The 19,781-nt window shown below is 63.1% G+C and carries 17 protein-coding genes and 1 riboswitch; of the genes, 14 read left to right on the top strand and 3 right to left on the bottom strand.

The features are described from left to right. Positions 1-322: 322 nt before the first annotated feature. Positions 323-721: a globin domain-containing protein gene (locus ACFMBG_RS16735; RefSeq protein ID WP_421055840.1), complete on the top strand. Its 399-nt coding sequence runs from the start codon at positions 323-325 to the stop codon at positions 719-721. A gap of 9 nt (positions 722-730) precedes the next feature. Here ACFMBG_RS16735 and ACFMBG_RS16730 read toward each other — a convergent pair whose 3' ends face one another. Beyond that, positions 731-2,203 (bottom strand): NAD-dependent succinate-semialdehyde dehydrogenase, encoded by a 1,473-nt coding sequence (locus tag ACFMBG_RS16730; protein WP_421055839.1) that lies wholly within the window; start codon positions 2,201-2,203, stop codon positions 731-733. A gap of 198 nt (positions 2,204-2,401) precedes the next feature. Here ACFMBG_RS16730 and ACFMBG_RS16725 point away from each other — a divergent pair, with 198 nt between their 5' ends. Next, positions 2,402-3,187: an alpha/beta hydrolase gene (locus tag ACFMBG_RS16725; protein ID WP_421055838.1), complete on the top strand. Its 786-nt coding sequence runs from the start codon at positions 2,402-2,404 to the stop codon at positions 3,185-3,187. A gap of 206 nt (positions 3,188-3,393) precedes the next feature. Next, a complete protein-coding gene (locus tag ACFMBG_RS16720) occupies positions 3,394-4,602 on the top strand; it encodes an aminopeptidase P family protein (protein WP_421055837.1) in 1,209 nt (402 codons plus the stop codon). Positions 4,603-4,692: 90 nt separating this feature from the next. Here the strand turns inward: ACFMBG_RS16720 and ACFMBG_RS16715 are convergent, their stop codons facing one another. Beyond that, positions 4,693-5,925, bottom strand: a complete 1,233-nt coding sequence (locus tag ACFMBG_RS16715; protein WP_421055836.1) for a class I SAM-dependent methyltransferase — start codon at positions 5,923-5,925, stop codon at positions 4,693-4,695. Positions 5,926-6,238: 313 nt separating this feature from the next. Between ACFMBG_RS16715 and pssA the strand changes: the two genes are divergently transcribed. The 9 genes from pssA (at position 6,239) to ACFMBG_RS16670 (ending at position 15,604) form a co-directional block, all read left to right on the top strand. Continuing rightward, on the top strand, positions 6,239-6,979 hold the full coding sequence (gene pssA / locus ACFMBG_RS16710; RefSeq protein WP_421055835.1) for a CDP-diacylglycerol--serine O-phosphatidyltransferase: 741 nt from the start codon (positions 6,239-6,241) through the stop codon (positions 6,977-6,979). A gap of 27 nt (positions 6,980-7,006) precedes the next feature. Continuing rightward, positions 7,007-7,630 carry a class I SAM-dependent methyltransferase gene (locus ACFMBG_RS16705; protein WP_421055834.1) on the top strand — a complete coding sequence of 208 codons (624 nt, stop codon included), beginning with the start codon at positions 7,007-7,009 and terminating at the stop codon, positions 7,628-7,630. 171 nt (positions 7,631-7,801) lie between these two features. Further along, positions 7,802-8,884 carry a hypothetical protein gene (locus ACFMBG_RS16700; RefSeq protein WP_421055833.1) on the top strand — a complete coding sequence of 361 codons (1,083 nt, stop codon included), beginning with the start codon at positions 7,802-7,804 and terminating at the stop codon, positions 8,882-8,884. 134 nt (positions 8,885-9,018) lie between these two features. Continuing rightward, positions 9,019-10,140 (top strand): hypothetical protein, encoded by a 1,122-nt coding sequence (locus tag ACFMBG_RS16695; RefSeq protein WP_421055832.1) that lies wholly within the window; start codon positions 9,019-9,021, stop codon positions 10,138-10,140. Positions 10,141-10,243: 103 nt separating this feature from the next. Next, on the top strand, positions 10,244-12,181 hold the full coding sequence (locus ACFMBG_RS16690; protein ID WP_421055831.1) for an AAA family ATPase: 1,938 nt from the start codon (positions 10,244-10,246) through the stop codon (positions 12,179-12,181). Positions 12,182-12,295: 114 nt separating this feature from the next. Beyond that, positions 12,296-13,126 (top strand): hypothetical protein, encoded by an 831-nt coding sequence (locus ACFMBG_RS16685; protein ID WP_421055830.1) that lies wholly within the window; start codon positions 12,296-12,298, stop codon positions 13,124-13,126. Beyond that, entirely contained in the window at positions 13,123-14,484 is a 1,362-nt protein-coding gene (locus ACFMBG_RS16680) for a DUF6638 family protein (protein ID WP_421055829.1), read from the top strand. Before ACFMBG_RS16685 ends, ACFMBG_RS16680 begins: the two co-directional genes overlap by 4 nt. Before the next feature lie 197 nt (positions 14,485-14,681). Then, positions 14,682-14,948, top strand: a complete 267-nt coding sequence (locus ACFMBG_RS16675) for a hypothetical protein (RefSeq protein WP_421055828.1) — start codon at positions 14,682-14,684, stop codon at positions 14,946-14,948. 11 nt (positions 14,949-14,959) lie between these two features. Next, positions 14,960-15,604 (top strand): DUF1523 family protein, encoded by a 645-nt coding sequence (locus ACFMBG_RS16670; RefSeq protein WP_421055827.1) that lies wholly within the window; start codon positions 14,960-14,962, stop codon positions 15,602-15,604. Between the two features lie 54 nt (positions 15,605-15,658). Here the strand turns inward: ACFMBG_RS16670 and ACFMBG_RS16665 are convergent, their stop codons facing one another. Beyond that, entirely contained in the window at positions 15,659-16,765 is a 1,107-nt protein-coding gene (locus ACFMBG_RS16665; protein WP_421055826.1) for an alcohol dehydrogenase family protein, read from the bottom strand. Positions 16,766-17,084: 319 nt separating this feature from the next. After that, a riboswitch (cobalamin riboswitch) is annotated at positions 17,085-17,285 on the top strand. A 107-nt stretch (positions 17,286-17,392) separates the two neighbouring features. Here ACFMBG_RS16665 and ACFMBG_RS16660 point away from each other — a divergent pair. Together ACFMBG_RS16660 and ACFMBG_RS16655 are read left to right on the top strand one after the other, a co-directional pair. Further along, complete coding sequence (locus ACFMBG_RS16660; protein WP_421055825.1) at positions 17,393-18,628, top strand: aromatic ring-hydroxylating oxygenase subunit alpha; 1,236 nt, start codon at positions 17,393-17,395, stop codon at positions 18,626-18,628. 4 nt (positions 18,629-18,632) lie between these two features. Next, the gene (locus ACFMBG_RS16655; protein ID WP_421055824.1) at positions 18,633-19,718 is read left to right on the top strand and encodes an FAD-binding oxidoreductase; all 1,086 of its coding nucleotides are present in this window, start codon (positions 18,633-18,635) and stop codon (positions 19,716-19,718) included. The last annotated feature ends 63 nt before the right edge of the window (positions 19,719-19,781 follow it).

The raw sequence follows: 19,781 nt of genomic DNA, 5'->3' as shown, positions 1-19,781 counted from the left end.
GCGCTGAAACCGCGCCGGATCGAAATCTCCTCCTCCCGCTCGGCCCGTCCCGAGATCGAGGCCAAAACGGTCAACTGATCCCGCGGACCCTGGTCCGAGTCCACAAGCCCCCCGGTTTTTGCCGGGGGGCTTTTTGTTTCCAAGAGTTGTCCCCGCGGGGACATGTTCCAGCTCTGGTTGCGCGCGCAAGTAAATTTTAGCTTTTTGGCCGCATTCTCGATGGGGGGAGACGTGTTGAGTACCGGTGCATGTCCCGTCTGCTGCAGCCCTGCCGCGGCGGAAGCCTGGTGCCGTGGTTGAGTTGCAAAGCATAGGCGGTTTGATGAAACCTCAGGAAATTCAGCATGTTCAGCAGAGCTTTGCCGGGATTTTTGCCCGCAAGGCTGATCTGGCAGAACGGTTCTACGTGCATCTGTTCACCCGCCTGCCGGAGGCGCGCAGCAAGTTCCGCGGCAATTTCGTGAAGCAGAAGGCGATGCTGACCGCGATGATTGCCGCCTGTGTGCGCAATCTGGATGACCCGCACACGCTGGCAGAGCTGAGCGAGCGGCTGGTTCAGGAACACGCCCATCTGGATCTTGGCCCGCGGGAGAGCGAAGCGGCAAAGCGGGCGCTGATTGCCGCTTTGCGCGATGTTTTAGGGCCGGCACTGGACCCGGAGACGGAAGCCGCCTGGGCCAGCGCCATCAGCCGGGTCGCCAGGTCGATGGCCTGGCACTAACCTCTTGGGTCAGACCGACATGCAGATGTATTTCATCTCCAGGTAATCCTCGATGCCGTGGTGGCTGCCTTCGCGGCCCAGGCCCGACTGCTTGACGCCTCCGAACGGCGCCACTTCAGTCGAGATGATGCCGGTGTTCACCCCGACGATCCCGTATTCCAGCGCCTCGGCCACCTTGTGCACGCGGCTCAGGTCCTTGGCGTAGAAGTAGGACGCCAGGCCAAAGATGGTGTCATTGGCCATCGCGATCACTTCGTCCTCGTCCTCGAACTTGAACAGCGGGGCGAGGGGGCCAAAGGTCTCGTCGGTGGCAAAGGCCATGTCCTGGGTTGCGCCCTTGACGATGGTCGGCTGGAAGAAGCTGCCGCCCAGCTCCGACGGGTTGCCGCCCAGGATCACTTCGCCGCCTTTCGAGGTTGCATCGGCAATATGCTCCTGCACTTTCTCGACCGCTTCCTTGTTAATCAGCGGGCCGAAGTGGATGCCGTCCTTGAGGCCGTCGCCGACGTTCATCTTCTCGACGGCGGCCTTCAGTTTCTCCGCAAAGGCATCGTAAACGCCGGCTTGGACATAGATCCGGTTGGCGCAGACGCAGGTCTGGCCGTTGTTGCGGAACTTGCACATGATGGCGCCTTCGACCGCCGCATCCAGGTCGGCGTCGTCAAAGACGATGAACGGTGCGTTGCCGCCCAGTTCCATCGAGCATTTCATCACTGTATCCGCGGCCTGGCGCAACAGGATGCGGCCCACTTCGGTGGAGCCTGTGAAGGTCAGCTTGCGCACCGCGTCGTTCTCGCAGAACTCCTTGCCGATGTCGGAGGACCGGGACGAGGGCACCACGTTGAACACGCCCGCCGGAATGCCTGCGCGCTCCGCCAGCACTGCCAGAACGATGGCCGACAGCGGAGTTTCGGCCGCCGGGCGCGCGATGAAGGAACAGCCCGCCGCCAGCGCCGGACCCGCCTTGCGGGTGATCATCGCGTTGGGGAAGTTCCAGGGCGTGATCGAAGCGGCGACGCCGATCGGCTGCTTGATGACGGTGATGCGCTTGTCGCGCTGGTGGCCGGGGATGGTCTCGCCGTAGATACGCTTGGCCTCTTCAGCAAAGAACTCGATGAAGGAGGCGCCATAGGCGATCTCGCCGCGCGATTCCGCCAGCGGCTTGCCCATTTCGGCGGTCAGGATCACCGCCAGATCCTCCTGGTTCTCCATCATCAGGTCGAACCATTTGCGCAGCACATTGGCGCGCTCCTTGCCGGTCCACTTGGCCCATTCCTTTTGCGCGGCTTCCGCCTGGGCAATGGCCCCGGCCACCTGGGCACGGCTGACATCGGCCACCTGGGCGATCACGTCGCCGCGGGCAGGGTTGGTCACGTCAAAGGTGCCGTCGCCATCGGAAAACTTGCCGCCGATATAGGCGCGGGTCTCCAGCAGGCTGGGGTCTTTGAGCAGGGATTTCAGGTCAGTGGTTGCGTCGAGCATTGCGGGCCTCCCGGGTGTTCTGTCGCTGAAATGCAAATCAGCTGCGCCTTGATATGTCCAGAAGGATTGATGAGTCCAGAATTTGATCAAATTTTTCGGCTTTGCCTGCGGGCAGCAGCATTTTCAGCCGGGCAATTTGACATCTCCTGTGCGAGACTGTCAGGTAACGGCCAACAATAAGAACAGGGGAGACTGGGCATGGAATTGGATGATGCCTATGCCAACGGGGCCTATATCGAAAACGCAGACAAGTACCCGCCGCGCTGGGCGGCCTCGGCAGAGGATTTCCGCAACAGCCTGCACGAGCGCGCCCGGCTGGACATCCCCTATGGCGAAGGGGCACGGCAGCGGTTCGACCTGTTCCTGCCCGAAGGCACCCCCAAGGGGCTGTTTGTCTTTGTCCACGGCGGCTATTGGCTGGCGTTCGACAAAAGCTCCTGGTCGCATCTGGCCCGCGGCGCAATGGCGCATGGCTGGGCGGTGGCGATGCCGTCCTATGACCTGTGCCCGGACGTGCGGATCGCCGATATCACCCGGCAGATCACCGCGGCGGTGACCCGGATCGCGGCGGAAGTGGAGGGTCCGATTGCGCTGGCCGGCCATTCCGCGGGCGGCCATCTGGTGGCGCGGATGCTGGACAAGGCCCTGCTGCCGCCGGAGGTAGGGGAGCGGATCAAGACGGTGATCCCGATCTCGCCGCTGGCGGATCTGCTGCCTTTGCTGCGCACCTCGATGAACCAGAAGTTCAAGATGGATTCCGCTGCCGCCGTTGCCGAAAGCCCGGTGGAGATGACCGACCGCTATCCGGCGGAGGTCACGGTCTGGGTCGGCGGCGAGGAGCGCCCGGCATTCCTGGACCAGGCGATCTGGCTGGTGGAGGCCTGGGAAGCGGATCACGTGATCGCCTTCGGCAAGCACCATTTCAACGTGATTGATCCGCTGGCGGATCCCGAAAGCGACCTGGTGGCGCTGATCGTGAATTGATCGCGGAGCGGTGGGCGGAATCGCCCACCCTACAGGCTTCCTGAACGTAAAAAACTTCTTGCCCGAATCCGGTTTCCGCCGCATCTTCCACGCAAGGGCCAGGCGATGGCGTCGCCGCATGGGAAACCGCATGGGATACATGGTGCCCCCACATTCCAAACTGTCCTGAACGCCGGGACCTTTCTTGTAAGAAGGAAGGGTCTGATATGACTGCACGTCCTGAAATGTACCGTTTTCACAATGGTGAAAAGGCGCCGCTGCAATTCGCCGTCTCCGAATACGAGGCGCGGATCGCGGGCCTGCGCAAGATCATGGCCGACACAGGGGTGAGCGCTGCTGTCTTCACCTCGATGCACAACATCTCCTACTACTCGGGCTTCACCTATTGCGCCTTTGGCCGCCCATACGGCCTGGTGGTGACAGCGTCCGAGGCTGTGACCATCTCGGCCGGCATTGACGCGGGCCAGCCCTGGCGCCGCTCGTTCTGCGACAACATCACCTACACCGACTGGCAGCGCGACAATTTCTGGCGCGCAATCAAGTCTGTCTCGGGCGAGGGCGCGGTTGTCGGCTATGAAAGCGATCACCTGACCCTGCTGCAGAAGGGCAAGCTGGAAGCCTTCCTGGCGCCGTCCAAGCTGGTTGACCTCTACGAGCCGACCATGCGCCAGCGGATGGGCAAATCCGCAGCCGAGCTGGACATGATCCGGGCTGGTGCCGCGGTGGCCGACGTCGGCGGCTTTGCGATCCGCGAGGCGGTCAAGGAAGGCGCGCGGGAGATCGACGTGGCGATGGCCGGACGCGACGCGATGGAGCTGGAGATTGCCAAGCGCTTCCCGGATGCGGAATACCGCGACACCTGGGTGTGGCTCCAGTCCGGCATCAACACCGACGGTGCCCACAACCCGGTGACGGGGCGCACCCTGCAGCGCGGCGACATCCTGTCCTTGAACACCTTCCCGATGATCTCCGGCTATTACACCGCGCTGGAGCGCACCATGTTCGTGAAGGAAGTGGATGCCGAGAGCCTGAAGATCTGGGAGGCCAACGTTGCCGCCCATGAATACGGCATCTCGCTCTTGAAACCGGGTGCAAGCTGCGCGGAAATCACTCATAAGATCAACGCCTTCTTCGAAGAGCGCGATCTGCTGCAGTACCGCACCTTCGGCTATGGCCACTCCTTTGGCGTGCTGTCCCACTACTATGGCCGCGAGGCCGGGCTGGAGCTGCGCGAGGACATCGACACGGTGCTGGAGCCCGGCATGGTGATCTCGATGGAGCCGATGCTGACCATCGCCGACGGCCAGCCGGGCGCCGGCGGCTACCGTGAGCATGACATTCTGATCATCCATGAGGACGGCAACGAGAACATCACCAAGTACCCCTACGGGCCGGAGTTCAACGTTGTCGGCTGAGGCCGGCTGAACACGAAAATGCAGGGGGTGCCATGCGTGCACCCCCTGTACACCCCCTGTGCACCGGGTAGGCGCCCCGCGGGTCCGGGGCTAGTGAAAGGCTTGGCCTTGGGGGCGAGCAAGCGCGGCCTCTGACGGCGGGCAAACCGGAGCCTGCGGAGCCGCCGGGCCGCCGTCGGCCAGCAGCTGGCGGTGCGCGTTCCATCCGCGGGTCATCCACAGGGTTGCGGTGGTCTGCTCCGCGGCGCGGGGCAGAGCATCCTGCACGGACAGGCTGAGCTGGGAGGCATCGTGCTGCGCGGTCACGCGCAGGCGGTCCCCGGGTGCCGCAAGATGCGGATGGTCCAGCAGGTAGGCGGTCCGCCCCCAATGGCCGCCGGAGTTCACTCCGTTCGACACCTGGATGCCGGGGGCCAGGTCCATTTCGAAACTGACCAGGACCGCATGGATGGTGCCTGCGGCGGCACAGGCGAGATCCGCTGTGGTGCGCCCTGGATTGATGTTTGGCCGGGTGAAGTCAAACGCGAACAGCTCTGCCGCCGGGCCCAAGGAGCGAAGCTTGCAAGCCTCGAAATCGTTCGGGGTGAGCTGCGCCACGCGGGCAAAATGGTGGAAGGCGCTGAGGTCGAAACCCTCGGCCTCATGCGGCCGCCAGAGGTTCAGGAGGCCGGGGCTTTCCACCGGCTGGGCCAGCAAGGTTCCGCGCTCCGGGATCGCGCGGGCGTCCGGTTTGGCAAGTGCAGACATGGCATGGGTAAGGGTCGCAAGGGCGCCTTCGCCCAGCAGAACGGTATCGACGATTTCCGAGATAACCACATCTGCCTGCTCTGGAATGTCCGCGCCGACGACGATCTCATGCGACCATTTCGGGATGACAGTGATGCGGTCGCTCAGGCCGTTTGCCTCGATGACCTGCGTGGCGGCCTGGGCGATCAGCGGCTGCTGCTCGCAGGTGTAGACATGTTTCGCGCCCGTACGCGCAGCCAGCATGGCGGTCAGGCCGGCGCCGCAGCCGATGTCCAGAACCACGTCACCGGGCTTCACCTTGGCCTCGATGGCCTGGGCGTAGGCGCTGTTGCGCGCCTTGTCCGCGAGCATCGGAAAATGCCAGCGCGGGACAAATGTCTGGTGGAGCCGTTCCTGCAAGACCTGCGCTTGGTGGTGGCAGGGATCAATGGTGAGCGCTTCGGAGAGGAGCTGTGAGGTCCGGATGCCGCCATCGGTCAGGGGTTCGGATTTTGCGGTCTGGACGAGTCTTTCTGCGTCCTGGGTTCTTTGATGGCAGGATTCTTGAGCCGGATCAGGTGTTTGTCGTTCAAGCAACTTTTATTTTTCCTCATTTGAAGCAAATGCCGCTGAATGGCATAATCGTCATGGGCATCTAACAAATGGTGAAGGAGGCGCGCGGTCTGCGCGAATGTCCTGTCATCGCGTCCGGAAGGTGCAGCTGCCCCGGCGGCTGGCGGTTTCCGGACAGCTTTTCACCACACTGAACGAGGGCTGATCCCGCACGGCGGGCACGACCGTTGCGCCGGGGCGGGTCTTGGGGCATATGTGCGCCACGGCATAGCAAGCCCAGATGTTACCCTCTTGCCGTGGCACACACGCGCCCCGCGAGGAAGAAAGAGCCAACGCCATGTATGACGCCCCGGAAAAGAAGAAATCCGAATTCGCGCTGATCCAGCTGATGCCGAACATGATGACCATCGGCGCCATCTGTGCGGGCCTGTCGGCGATCCGCGCTGCGGTTTACGGCAATTACACGCTGGCGGTGATGCTGATCCTGCTGGCTGCGGTGCTGGACGGGCTGGACGGGCGGCTGGCGCGGGCGCTGCACAGCGAGAGCAAGATGGGCGCGGAGCTCGACTCGCTGGCCGATTTCCTGAATTTCGGGGTGGCGACCCCGATGGTGATCTATCTCTGGGCCTTGCAGGACGTGCGCGGCGTGGGCTGGATTTCGGTGCTGGTGTTCTCGGTCTGCTGCGTGGTGCGGCTGGCGCGGTTCAATGTCGGCAGCAAATCGGAGGAGGAGCCGAAGGGGCGCAGCGGCTATTTCGAAGGCATCCCGTCGCCGGCCGGGGCGTTTCTGGCGATGCTGCCGATGTTTGTCTCCTTCGCCTTTGACGGGGCGATGGTGCTGCCGGAACTGCTGATCTGCCTGCATATGGTGGTGGTCGGCCTGCTGATGATCAGCCACATCCAGACCTGGTCGCCCAAGGCGATGAAGATCTCCCGCGAGCATGTCAAATACCTGCTGGTGGGCTTTGCCTTCTTGGCTGCGGCACTGTTGACCTATGCATGGACGGTGCTGGTTGTGCTATGCGTCGGTTATGTTGCTATGGTGATTTGGGGGCTGGTTTCCAAGCCGAAGCGCTAGCCCGGGACGTCCAAGGGGAGGGACGAATTGGATATCAAGGCAGTAGAGGAATCTTACGCGCGCTGGGCGCCGGTGTATGACAGGACCTTTGGCGCGGTGACGCGCTCGGGCCGCCGCCGCGCAACCCGCTATATCAATTCCCGGGAAGGCAAGGTGCTGGAGGTTGGCGTCGGCACCGGGCTGTCGCTGCAGCATTATGCGCCGCACCTGCAGGTGACCGGCATCGATTTCAGCCATGACATGCTGAAGAAGGCGCAAGCCAAGGTGCGGGAGATGGGGCTGACCCAGGTGGAGGCGCTGCGGCAGATGGATGCCCGGCAGCTGGATTTCCCGGACAATTCCTTTGACACCGTCGCGGCCATGCATGTGCTGTCCGTCGTGCCCGAGCCGGAGCGCGTGATGCGCGAGATCGCGCGGGTTCTGAAACCCGGCGGCAAGGTGGTGATCACCAATCACTTCAAGAGCGGCAAGGGGGTCCGGGCCTCGCTGGAGAAGCTCTCGGCGCCGTTGGCCAATGTGATCGGCTGGCATTCCGATTTTGCGCTGGAAACGGTGCTGCAGGAGGACGGGCTGAGCGTCGAGCAGCAGGAGAATATCCCGCCCTTCGGCATGATGACCTTTCTGGTGCTGGGCAAGCAGCAGACCATGTAACGCTGCCCCTTTTGCGCGAAACAGCCCCCGGGTTTCCCCGGGGGTTTTCTTTGTGCGGCCTCTCTGCAACAGTGCTTGCAAAGGGGGCGGAATTGAGCCGCTCCAAGGGATGTAAAAGAACTTTACATCCCCATATCAAGATCAGGCATTTGAGAGGGAGGAACGGATACTATGAGTGTTTCCCAATTTGACAGGATGGTGGCGGAGAGCCAGGAAAAGGTCCGGGACTCCCAGGCCAGGATCGAGGCGCTGACCTCGCGGATCGAAACGGCGCGCAGCAAGATCGAGGCGGGTGAGGATGCCAGCATCGACATTGAAAGCGCGACGCTGGAGGATGTGCACGCGCACACCGAGGTGATGAACGCCAATATCGCCGAGCTGATTATGGGGCTGGATGATGTGACGGCAGCGTTCTCCAAGGATTTTGACGAGATGCGGTCGAAGACCGGCTGGGAGAGCTTTGTCGGCTTCTTCTCCAAGGGCAAGTCGGACTCGATGCGCCAGGAGCGGATGCGCACCGCCAATATCGACGACAAGCTGCAGGACCTGATTGCCAAGTCCGACGTGATCGTGAAGCTGCTGGAGGGCCAGCTGGCAACACTGGAAGAGCAGCGCGAGAAGGTGCAGGTGAACCTGACTGCCACGCTGGACGACCGCGAGTTCACCGTGCAGGAGCTGGAGGGGGTGCGGGCTGAGATTGTCGGGCTGGACCCGCAGATCATCGCGTTGGAGAACAAGATCTCGGTCGAGCAGGACGCCGCCGCGCGCACCAAGCTGGAGACCGAGCTGGCCGAGCTCAACGCCAAGTACAACGCGCTGGTGCAGGACGAGCAGGTGAAGCTCGCCAAGTCGCAGACGCTGGAGCGCTATATCGAGAAGGGCAAGACCTGGGTCGACAGCCTGCAGAACCAGGCGGCGACGCAGATGGTGCTGATCAACAAGCTGCAGACCGACACCCAGCAGCGGGTGGTGCTGTATGATGCGCTGACCAAATCGCTGAAGACCGCGCAGCAGCAGGATGTGGCGCACCGGATCAACGAGATCGGCGTGCAGACCGACAAGGAAGCCCAGACCGCGATGGCGGCGATTGGCACCGCGACCAACCAGAAGATGGCCGACATGCTGGAAGCGCATGAGGGCAACATGGTGTTTGCCCGCGACGTGCTGGAGAAGAAGGCCAAGGCGGACGAACGCTTTGCCCGCCGGTTTGCCGCGATTGTCGAGAAGCACGACAAGAACCTCTATGGGGGGTGATCATCCTTGATGGTCTTTTGTGAGCAACACAGGGCGGGGCCCGGCCGCAGGTGGACGCGTAGCGCCCGCCCGGGGGGGCGGACGGGCGCTGCCCGTGCCGCAGGCGGCACGTCCGAAGAAGAAGGTCTGCGGCCATGACCGATCCCTCCCGCGACCACACGGGCCTCGCCGATACCTTCGCCTCGCGCCGCTATTTCCGGAAGTTTGAGACCATTATCCGGCATCTCACGCGGGTGGCGGCGGCGATGCAGGCGGAGGGGCGGCTCAGCAAATCCGATGTGAAGGTGCTGACCGCCTACCTCATGCGGCTCAACTTCACCTTCCGTGCGCTCTCTATGAAATACCTGATGGCCGGCCGCGACACGGGCCGCTTCTTTGGCAGCCTGGCGATGGACAAGCGCGACAGCGGCTTTCCGGTGGCAGCAGAGCTGATGACCATGGCCAATGACGCTTTGCAGGCGAAGCGGCATCTGGCCAATATGGCCTCCGAAGAGCAGCTGAAGGACGATATGGTGCGCACCATCATCTCGGACCGGGCGGTGCCGTCGAAGCTGCAATTCGCCCTGTCGCAGCGGCTGTATTACCAGGAGCTCTTGAAGGGGCAGCTGTTCTGGACCCAGAACGACCCCGAATGCGAATGGCTGGAAAACATCGGTGAGCGGCGGCGGCGGTTCCTGCTGCACTGGGCGGCCTATGACAGCCAGGTGAACCTGCCGGTGATCTACCTGATGGAGCTGGAGGACAGCGGCAAGGTGGCGCTGCCGAAGGATGAGCGCCGCTGGCCCGAGGTGCAGGCGCATCTGATGGCGCAGGCGCTGGCCGGTCTGAAGCTGGTGACCATCGCCAAGGGGTTTGACGAAGATTTCGGCGATCTCCACCCCAAGCATCTGCGCCGCTACCACGTCGGGCCGATGTATTCCTCCGCCTATACCGAGCAGTCCGGGCCGCTGCACCGGGTGCTGGAGGAGGCGGAGGCGCCCGAGGGCCAGGACTGGGCCTTGGCCTGGACGCTGGAGGAGCTTGAAAGCGAGGAGGTGCGCGAGGAGCGCGCGGGCTGGTTCGGCACCGTGGAGCGGGAGATCTTTGCGCTCGACCCCTTTGGCGGCCGCGGCGCCGATACCGGGGCCACGCGGACGCAGCGCGCCATCATTCTGCCGCAGCGCCCCTTTCAGGTGCTGGCCGAGCTGGACCCGCCCGGGTTCGGCGATGTGCAGAAGTTCGTGGTGAGCGAGGCGGGGCAGGTACTGCGGTATTGACGCTTGCGCGTGGTGTGAGTGCGGGAGCCTCCGGCGGGAGTATTTTGGCAAAGAAGAAGCGCGGGTGAATTTCGGCCCGCTGGCTACGGATTGAGAGGGTGAGATGAGCATTTCAGGCAATCAGATGGAGCTGCGGGAAGAGGATATCCGCAAGCATTACGCCGCCGCGGCGGCGATGCTGGAAGGGTTCGATCATACCCCGCGCATTGCCAAGCCGCAGGCCGTCGCACAGGCGCCGGAGCGCTCGCCCGGGATTGCCCGCAGCCGCCGCTTCCGCTCGACCACGCCGGGGCTGGTGACGCGCTCCACCGCGCGGCCCGAAGGGGTGCATCTGATTGCCCGGATCGAGGCGGCGGATGGGGAGGACCCGCTGACCTCTCCGTTGCAGGCGACCTTGCAGCACGCCTTGCGCCGGGCGCTGGCGGTCTCCTTGGCGATGGCGGAGGCTTATGCGGATGTCTCCGGTCTGGCTGATCTGAAACGGGCCAATCTGGCCGGATCGCTGGATGCGGCGCGCAAGGGGGAGTTCACCGGGCTGCTGGCGGCGGAGGCGCTGATTGCGGCGCATGTGTTTGCCAATGCCACCGCCTATCTGCTGGCGCCGCACGGGTCCGAGGCGCAGGCCGAGGTGGGCGAGGCGGAGGAGCTGCTAACCGACAATGCGCCGCTTGCCCTGCACGGGGCGCTGTGGGAGCTGGACCAGAAGCTGGCGCTGCATGCGCCCGATGATGCGCATCTGATCGCGGCTGCGGCGGCCTATGCGGAGCAACTGATGGAGAAGGCGGCCTTGCGGGCGCAAAACGCGCCGCGGCTGGAGGCGTTCACCGCGGCTTCTTGGCGGGTGGAGGCGGATGACCTGACCATCAATGGCTTTGAACCGGCGGCCAAGGCGAAGTCCACCACCCTGACGATGGCGTTCAAGAAGCCGCATGAGGTGGTTGGCAACCATATCGCCAAGTACCAGGCGATGCGGCTGGCCAAGATGCTGATGGCCTATGACTTCGAGCGCCGCCTGAACCCGTTTGCCGAGATGGGCGGCTTCATCTTCACCTTTATGGGCGACGGCAAGCCGGGGACCGGCAAGACGACCCTGATCCAGATGATGGCGGGGCTGATCCACGACTATTGCCAGAACGCAGGCTACCCCTTCCGCTACCAGAATTTCGGCATCGACAATATCGACAGTTACCAGGGCAAGTCGGGGCAGAACGCCAAATCGTTCATTCAGAATGTGATTGATCCGGGCGTGATCGGCTTTGGCACCATCGACGATATCGACCAGATTGCGGGCAAGCGCGGCGACCGGCAGTCCTCCGCCGGCCAGCAGGAGGTGACGGCGGTGTTCATGGAGGCCTTTGCCGGCGCCAATACCGTGGTGCGCGGCAACTGCACCTTCGGCATGTTCTCCAACTACCCGGAGAATGTGGACGACGCGCTGCGCCAGCGGGCCGGGGCGCGGTTCCTGGTGGACGGGCCGCAGACGCGGGAGGATTACATCGACATCCTGACGCTCTTGATGGGCAAGAACCATGCGATCCCGCTGGGTGAACATGACCTCTATGGCGCGCAGGAGATCAAGAAGGCCGTCGCGCGGTCATTCGAGGCGCACAACCGGCCGCAGGAGCCGGGGCTGATGGAGGTCTTTGGCCGGGTGCACGACCAGATCGGCGCGCTGGATGATCTGGCCAAGCTCGGCACCTATCTGAAGGCGATCCAGGCTGCGGATGAGCGGTTTACCGGCCGTGCCATCAAGAACATCACCGATGCGGTCAAGGTCCGGGCGATGGACTTCGAGCTGCCGGATGAATGGATGGAGAACCCGGAGCTGTTCCTGTTCAAGGACTACGAGGCCAAATCCGCGATGATTGCCGAGCTGCGGGTGCCCATCACGGTCGGCATGGTGATCCAGGAGATCAACCGCTACGCCGACAGCGAGTTCCGCTATGCCGACAAGTCTGATGAGGTAGCGATTGAAAACATGGTGCGCGATTTCGGGCGGCAGGAAGAGGCCAAGAGAAGGTACTTGGAGGGGCAGGGGTGACTGTCTCGCACAACACAAGGGCAGAGCCTGTCCGCGGGCGGAAGCGGAGCGCCCGCCCAGGGGGGGCGGACGGGCGCTGCCCGAGCCGCAAGCGCCTCGGGCGGGGAGGTTTGAATGGCTGAACGAACAAAGTCGATTTGGACCGAATGGTCGTTTGTTGCGGGCGTTGTCGTTACTTTCGCGGTGCTTGGTCTCTTTTCGTGGTCTCTGACATTTCCAGTTGTAGCGGACGGGCATGAGTTTGCGAGCAAGTGGCAATATTTGCAGCAAGCAACACCAAATGAGATGGGCGATACTCTAGCTGGCGTTGCTGGAAGCTTGGCATTTGTTTGGGTCGTTGTTGCTGTGCTGTTTCAAGCAACCGAACTACGCGAACAGCGTGAAGAGTTTGAGAAGATGGCGGACGCGCAGAGTGCTCAAGCCGAAGTGTTAGAAAAACAGGCTGCAGTTTTCGAGGACGAACAACGACAAAGAGATGAGCAGCGGGCGGAAGGACTTCTGGACCGGCAACTGGAATGGATTGTTCAAAAACTCGAAGAAGAGACTGCTCGCGGAGGAACTTGGTCCCATTTAGGAGGCCATGAGACTTATTCGTCCCCGCACGAAATGCAGTTGTTCCCGTCGCCCTGGAACCCATTGGAAGACTTTAGTTCTGACTTTTACATTAGAAGCGCCTCCAATAGTATTAGCCGTTTTGTGACGGAAATTTCTGAATGGGAACGAGCTGACCTTGCTATAAGTAAGCCAACTTCAAAGACTTACTACGAATTTTTGCTATCTGAGTTGCGTGAAGTGGATGAGATTAGAGAGAGGTTGAGTGACGAGCAAACAAAACGGTTAAGAAATATCGGTTTGGAGAAGCTAACTTTGCACTTACAGCAAGTGGTAAATACAGACCGATGGTTTCAGGATGTTGTCGCTGAAAAACTGGAGGCTGCCCAATGAAACGCCTCATCCAGCATGGCCTGATGTTCGGCAATCTCTTCCATGTGGCCTCGCCCGCGCTGGTGGAGCGGTATAACCGCGCGCTGAAGCATCTGACCGGCAAGACCACGGCTCTGACGGATTTCCACGTCGATATCTCGGGGTTTTCGCCGGAGATCGGGGATGAGCTGGGGGATGATCATTATCTGAACCATGCGGGGGTGAACCGGCAGTTCATTCTGCTCAGCACCGAGCAGAAGCGCTGCCCGCTGCTGCACGTGAAATTCTCCACCAGCCGGGACATTCTGCGGCGGTTTATCGAGGTCAATGAACGCCAGCTGTTTGCGCTGACGGCGACGGATGCGGTCGCAGGCGAGTTGGTGAATTCGGTGTTTGAGGTGTCCTCACCCGCCAAGCTGTTCGACATCCGGCAGGTGCGGATTGAGGCGGATACCACCAAGGGCACGTTGCGCTATGCGGACCACCTGGCGGAGCTGGTGGAGCGGTTCAAGACCGGCGAGGATGCCTGGTTTGACGATGCGCTGATCGGGGAGATGATCGCGACGGCGGAACAGACCGGCGATGTGACCCGCAATCCGGTGCATCTGGAGCATGAGGTCTTTGAGCAGTCGAACTTCTGGACCGCGCATTTTGGCGGGCTGTATGTGTTTCAGGGGGTGGAACACCCGGCGGTGATTGCCAGCGGTGTAAAGCCCGAGGGGGTGCCGCTGCGCCATGTGTTCGATCTGGGCGAGCGCAATGCGATTGCCCGGTTCCTGGAGTTGAACGGCCTGGCGGAGCCGGTGATCCGGGCGCGCGGCGTCGATGGCGCGGCGATCCTGCGGCAGAAGATGGGGTTCCTTGCCGTGTCGGTGCTGACGGAGAAGGGGCGGGACCTGTCGGGCCTGTCGCGATCGGACCTGCGGCGGATGGCGGCGCGCCATGCGGATGAGCTGCCGGCGGAGTTCGAGGGGCTGGCGGCGCTGGTGCGCTGGGCCGAGGGGGGCGGCAAGTGGCCGCGGATCCGCTCGGACCATCCGGCCTATTTCTATTCCCTGCGGGCGGCGGACACGCCGGAGCGGGATCTGGTCAACATGCTGCTGGCGGAGCTGTGCCCGCATGATTTCCGCCAGCTGTTCATCTGCCACAAGGAGGAATTTTACCGCCAGTACCGCGGCTGGCCGGAGACCAAGAAGGCCTATGCAGCGGAGTTCCTGGCGCGGGAGTATGCGGTGGACAAGGCCGGGGCGCGGGAGGCGCTGTTCGGGCATGAGCCGGATATGGAGGGGCGGATGCCGAAGCTGCCGCGGAACCGGCGCCAGGGGCTGGTGGAGCGGGTTGGCCCCTGGGGGGCTGTGAACCGGGTCAGGGGGCGCTGATATGATCCTGTCTAAGGGAAACACCACTTTCCGGGCTGCTTGCAGCCCGGTTCGCGCCCGTCCCCGCCCCCGTCACGCCGGAGGCGTGCTTTCAGCACGACGGCGGGCGTGAAACGCCCACCCTCGGGACCGGGCGCGAACCTCTGTTTGGTGCCCAACAAGAGAAACTGGAAACAAGTAACCAAGAGGCAGCATAGATGTTCGGCTTTATCCGCCTTGTCCTGATCCTGCTGGTGGTGCTGACCGTGGTCTATGGCGCGGTGTCGCTCTACTCGCGCGAGGTGCGGCGGGCGAAACTGAAACGGCGCTGGAAAGACAAGGGGTTGACCGGCGACCGCGCGGCCTTCATCCAGCGGGGGCTGAGGCAGTATGACCGCTCGTTCCGGCGCAAGCTGATCCTCCTGGTCTATATCGTTCCGCTGGGAGCCATCGCGCTTCTGGTCTATGTCATTAACTTCATGTGAGGAGCTGCCCCGTGCGTTTCATCAAATGGGCCTTCCTGATCACCTTCTGGGTGCTGTTCGGCGCCTTCCTGCATTACACGCTGCCGCAATACGACGTGGTGCGCATCGTCAACACCTATGAGGAGCGGCAGGAGCTGAATGACTGGACCCGCATCTTCTGGTCCAAGCCGGATGACCAGTCGGCGGAGCTGATCAACCGCGATGTGCAATTCATCCAGGGGGTGCGCCCCAGCGGCCGCGCCATTGTCTACCGCAACGAGGACACCGGCTGGAACTGGCCGCCCTATTTCAAGTTCGACACGGCGAACCTGTATACGGACGCCAATGACAGCATCTCGACCAAGGCCAATCCGGAGTGGGTGGCGGTGATGCACTACGGCTGGCGCAACGAGTTCCTGTCGATCTTCCCGAATGCGGTGTCGATCAAGCCGGTGGCGGGGCCGGAGGACAAGCCAACCAATTGGTTCAGCATCATCTTCCTGGTGCTGCTGGTTGCGGTCCTGTGGGCCATCTATGTGCGCTGGCGCCGGTTCCGGCGGGCGCGGATCGACCCGATGATCGAAAGCGCCGAGGACAGCCTCTATGCCGCGGGCGATGCGATTGCCGAGCGGCAAGGCCGGTTCCGCCGCTGGCTGGACAGCTGGAAGTCGAAGTGAGGAGAGGCCGCCGACTGGGCGGCCTTTTTCATTGGTCCTGAAAGGGCTGGCGGGTCAATCCTGCGGCGGCACCAGAACGAAGTTGCCGAAGTGGGTTTTCTCCAGGAACTCCTGCTGTGCCTTGGCGATGTCCTTGAGCGGGAAGACCTTGGCGACCAGCGGCCGGATTTCGCCGCGCTCGATATATGAGATCAGGTTTGGAAACACCGGCTCGTCCCAGGCGGTGCAGCCGATCAGGGTTATGTCCTTCAAATACATGTCCCGCATGTCCAGATCGACAACCGGCCCGGCGATGGCGCCGCTGGACACCAGGCGGCCGCCGCGTTTCAGCAGCTTGAGCATCTGCGGGAAGCCTTCTCCCGCCACGTTGTCGACAACGGCGTCCACGGTTTCCCCGCCCAGTTCCGCAAGCAGGTCGCTGCCCCGGTCCAGGATTACGTCCGCGCCTAGCTGCCGCAGCTGATCCATCTTGCCCTGGCTTGTGACCGCCGCCACCCGGGCGCCGCGGCGTTTGGCCAGCTGCACGGTGGCCGAGCCAACACCGCCGGAGGCGCCGGTCACAAGCACCAGCTCGCCAGCTTGGACGTTTGCGCGGTGCAGCATGTTTTCAGATGTGCCGTAGGCGCAGGGGATCGTCGCCAGCTCCTCGTCCGACCAGGCGCAGTCAACGGGGAACACCTCGGTGGCGGGGACTTTGACATATTGGGCAAAGGCGCCGTCAAAGTCCGAGGCCATCCAGACGTTGTCCATCACGCCGTAGCCATTGGGGCGTATGCAGGGGCGCACCAGAACCCGCTTGCCGGTTAGGGCCTGACTGGTGCCTGGGCCGGCCGCAACAACCTCGCCGCAGCAGTCGGTGCCCTGGATCAGGGGGAAGGGGGTTGCCTGGTTCCAGCCGCCGTCGGCCTTGTGCTCAGCCTGGGTTTCCTGGTGGCCGGCTGCCGCGGCGGTGTCCGTTGTCACGCTGGAGGAATACCACCCGAGCCGGGTGTTGATTTCGGTGTTGTTCACACCGGCGGCAAGAACCCGCAGCAGAAGCTCCCCCTCTGCGGGCTCCGGGATCGGCACGGGTTTGTACTCGAGCTTGTCATAGCCGCCGTTTCCGGTGGTCACGACGGCCATCATGGTCTTAGCGCTGCTGTCTGTCTTTGGTCCGGGCATGGGCGGCCCTTTCTGGTCACGCGGGGTTGGTGAAAGGTCTTGGAATACCGGGCAATTATTGCCCGCGGGGCAGGGGCCGCGGCAAGAGGTGAATTCCGCGGCACGGCCCGGCGCGGCCGCTGTTCCCCGCCTGCCGAATCGGTGCGTCTGGCCGATTCGGAGGCAAAGGCGCCGCAGATCAGTGCTTTGCCGCAAACAGACTGGCGAGTGCCGGTTTGAGATTTTGCGCCGGAAGCGGGCTTGGAGCGGGGATAATATGCATGTCTTTTTCCGGTTTTGGCGGGTCGGATTTGTCTCCGCCGATAGCCTGGGAATAGGGCAATTTCCGCCTCAGCAAGGTGCCGCCCTTCGGGGCGGAGAATTGGGAAGCTGGTGAAACTCCGGCACTGCCCCCGCAACGGTGACCCCGGGCAAGGCATGGCAAAAAACCACTGAAGCCAATGGCTTCGGGAAGGTGCCAGGCCCCGCCGCCGAATGGCCCCGGGACAGTCCGGAAACCAGCCTTGCCCTAAAAACGTCAACCGCGGGCGGCGGCGGGGCGGTTGCAGGCGCGTGGCCTGCAATCTCTCCATCCATGCCCGCAGCCAAGCCAACCTGCCGCGGGGATGCGGCAAAGGAGAGAAGCAGATGCTTCAGGACAGCGACATTCTGGCCAAACTGGTGGCCCGTCAGAAAAACTATTCCCTGGAACAGGCGTTCTATACCGATCCGGGCGTTCTGGATCTGGACATGCGGCAGATCTTCTACCGCGAGTGGCTGTTTGCCATTCCTGCCTGCGAGATCCCGAAAGCCGGCAATTTCGTGACCCATCAGGTCGGCGCCTACAACGTCATCATCGTGCGCGGCACCGATGGCCAGGTGCGCGCCTTCCACAATGCCTGCCGCCACCGCGGTTCGGTTGTGTGCAAGGCGAAGAAGGGCAATTCGCCCAAGCTGGTCTGCCCCTACCACCAGTGGACCTACGAGCTGGACGGCTCGCTCTTGTGGGCGCGCGACATGGGGCCGGATTTCGATGCCTCCAAGCACGGGCTGAAGCCGGTGCACTGCCGTGACCTGGCCGGGCTGATCTATATCTGCCTGGCGGAAGAGGCGCCGGATTTCGACGCCTTTGCCGAGGTCGCGCGTCCCTATCTGGAGCCGCATGACCTGGCCAACGCCAAGGTCGCCTATGAAAGCTCGATCATCGAGAACGGCAACTGGAAGCTGGTCTGGGAGAACAACCGCGAGTGCTATCACTGCGGCGGCAACCACCCGTCGCTGTGCCGGACCTTCCCGGAGGATCCGTCCGTCACCGGCATCGAAGGCGGCGAGACCCCGGCGCACCTGCAGAAGCACTTTGACCGCATCGAAGGCGCGGGCATCCCGGCGCAGTTCAAGATCGACGCGCGCGGCCAGTACCGCGTGGCGCGGATGCCGCTCAATGAGGGCGCCGAGAGCTATACCATGGACGGCAAGGCGGCGGTGGCCAAGAAGCTGGGCCGGGTGCCGTTTGCCGATGCGGGCACGCTCCTGAAGTTCCACTACCCGACCACCTGGAACCACTTCCTGCCGGATCATTCGATTGTGTTCCGCGTCACCCCGATCAGCCCGACCGAGACCGAAGTCACCACCAAGTGGCTTGTGCACAAGGATGCGGTCGAGGGCCAGGACTATGACCTGAAGCGGCTGACCGAGGTCTGGGTCGCGACCAATGACGAGGACCGCATCGTGGTGGAGGACAACCAGCAGGGCATCAACTCGCCCGCTTATGAGCCCGGCCCGTACTCGGAAATCCAGGAAAGCGGCGTGATCCAGTTCTCCAACTGGTATGCCGGGCACCTGACCCGCGCGCTGACCGGCCGCCACCTGATCGCAGCGGAGTAAGCGCATGGGACTGCAGGCCAACTTCGAGACGCTGGACGAAACCCTGGCGTGGAAGGACGACGAGATGCTGGAATGCGTCTCGGTCGTGCCGGAGGCGCCGAACACCGCCACCTTCAGCTTCCGCGCGCCGTCCGGCGCGTGGTTCAAATACCAGCCGGGCCAGTTCCTGACGCTGGAGCTGCCGGTGCCGGGCGGGACTGTCTGGCGGACCTATACCATCAGCTCCTCGCCGTCGCGGCCGCTGTCGATCTCGGTGACGGTGAAGGCGCAGGCGGACAGCATCGGCACCCGCTGGATGCTGGACCACCTGAAACCGGGGATGTTCCTCAAGGCGTCCGGCCCGGCAGGCGTGTTCACCCTGCCCAAGCGTCCGAACGGCAAGTTCCTGTTCATCTCTGCAGGCTCCGGCATCACGCCGAGCCTGTCGATGACCCAGTATCTGTTCGACCGCGGCCAGTCGCCCGACGTCTGCTTCATCAACTGCGCCAAGCGCCCCAGCGAGATCATCGCGCGGCGCCAGCTGGAAGGCATGGCGGCGCGGGTGCCCGGTATCAAGCTGCATTTCGTGGTGGAAGAGGACGATCCCTATCAGGTCTGGACCGGCTACCGCGGCCAGCTCAATCAGATCATGCTGGGGATCATCGCCGGCGACTACCTGGAGCGGGAAGTCTACTGCTGCGGGCCGGATCCGTTCATGCAGGCGGTGCGCGACATGCTGAACGGCCTGGGCTTCGACATGGAGAACTACAACCAGGAGAGCTTTGGCGCGCCGGTGGAGACCGAGGCCGATGCGCCGGAGCTGGACGATGTGGTTCCCGAGGAGACCGCGGCGGCCGAGATCACCTTTGCCGCGTCGGGCGTGACCGCAAACTGCACCGAGACCGACACGGTGCTGGCGGTGGCCAAGGCGTCGGGCCTCAACATCCCGTCGGGCTGCACCTTCGGCATCTGCGGCACCTGCAAGGTCAAGAAAACCGCGGGCGAGGTGCATATGGTCCACAACGGCGGCATCTCGGAAGAGGATGTGGAGGCGGGGTATATCCTGGCCTGCTGCTCCAACCCGATCGGCCGGGTCGAGGTCGCGATCTGACCATAAAAGATCTGGCCATAAAAAGGGGCGCGCGCCGGTGTGGCGCGCGCCCTTTTCTTCTTT

This window comes from Leisingera coralii (assembly GCF_049056525.1).
GTDB lineage: Bacteria > Pseudomonadota > Alphaproteobacteria > Rhodobacterales > Rhodobacteraceae > Leisingera > Leisingera coralii.
Note: the sequence above shows the minus strand (reverse complement) of the source record. Positions and strands in the feature narration are given on the sequence as shown.

Coding starts and splice junctions, on each gene's coding strand:
- ACFMBG_RS16665 (WP_421055826.1), bottom strand. CDS start 16,765: ATGCCCGGACCAAAGACAGACAGCAGCGCTAAGACCATGATGGCCGTC.
- ACFMBG_RS16690 (WP_421055831.1), top strand. CDS start 10,244: ATGAGCATTTCAGGCAATCAGATGGAGCTGCGGGAAGAGGATATCCGC.
- pssA (WP_421055835.1), top strand. CDS start 6,239: ATGTATGACGCCCCGGAAAAGAAGAAATCCGAATTCGCGCTGATCCAG.
- ACFMBG_RS16730 (WP_421055839.1), bottom strand. CDS start 2,203: ATGCTCGACGCAACCACTGACCTGAAATCCCTGCTCAAAGACCCCAGC.
- ACFMBG_RS16700 (WP_421055833.1), top strand. CDS start 7,802: ATGAGTGTTTCCCAATTTGACAGGATGGTGGCGGAGAGCCAGGAAAAG.
- ACFMBG_RS16695 (WP_421055832.1), top strand. CDS start 9,019: ATGACCGATCCCTCCCGCGACCACACGGGCCTCGCCGATACCTTCGCC.
- ACFMBG_RS16685 (WP_421055830.1), top strand. CDS start 12,296: ATGGCTGAACGAACAAAGTCGATTTGGACCGAATGGTCGTTTGTTGCG.
- ACFMBG_RS16735 (WP_421055840.1), top strand. CDS start 323: ATGAAACCTCAGGAAATTCAGCATGTTCAGCAGAGCTTTGCCGGGATT.
- ACFMBG_RS16655 (WP_421055824.1), top strand. CDS start 18,633: ATGGGACTGCAGGCCAACTTCGAGACGCTGGACGAAACCCTGGCGTGG.
- ACFMBG_RS16675 (WP_421055828.1), top strand. CDS start 14,682: ATGTTCGGCTTTATCCGCCTTGTCCTGATCCTGCTGGTGGTGCTGACC.
- ACFMBG_RS16725 (WP_421055838.1), top strand. CDS start 2,402: ATGGAATTGGATGATGCCTATGCCAACGGGGCCTATATCGAAAACGCA.
- ACFMBG_RS16660 (WP_421055825.1), top strand. CDS start 17,393: ATGCTTCAGGACAGCGACATTCTGGCCAAACTGGTGGCCCGTCAGAAA.
- ACFMBG_RS16720 (WP_421055837.1), top strand. CDS start 3,394: ATGACTGCACGTCCTGAAATGTACCGTTTTCACAATGGTGAAAAGGCG.
- ACFMBG_RS16680 (WP_421055829.1), top strand. CDS start 13,123: ATGAAACGCCTCATCCAGCATGGCCTGATGTTCGGCAATCTCTTCCAT.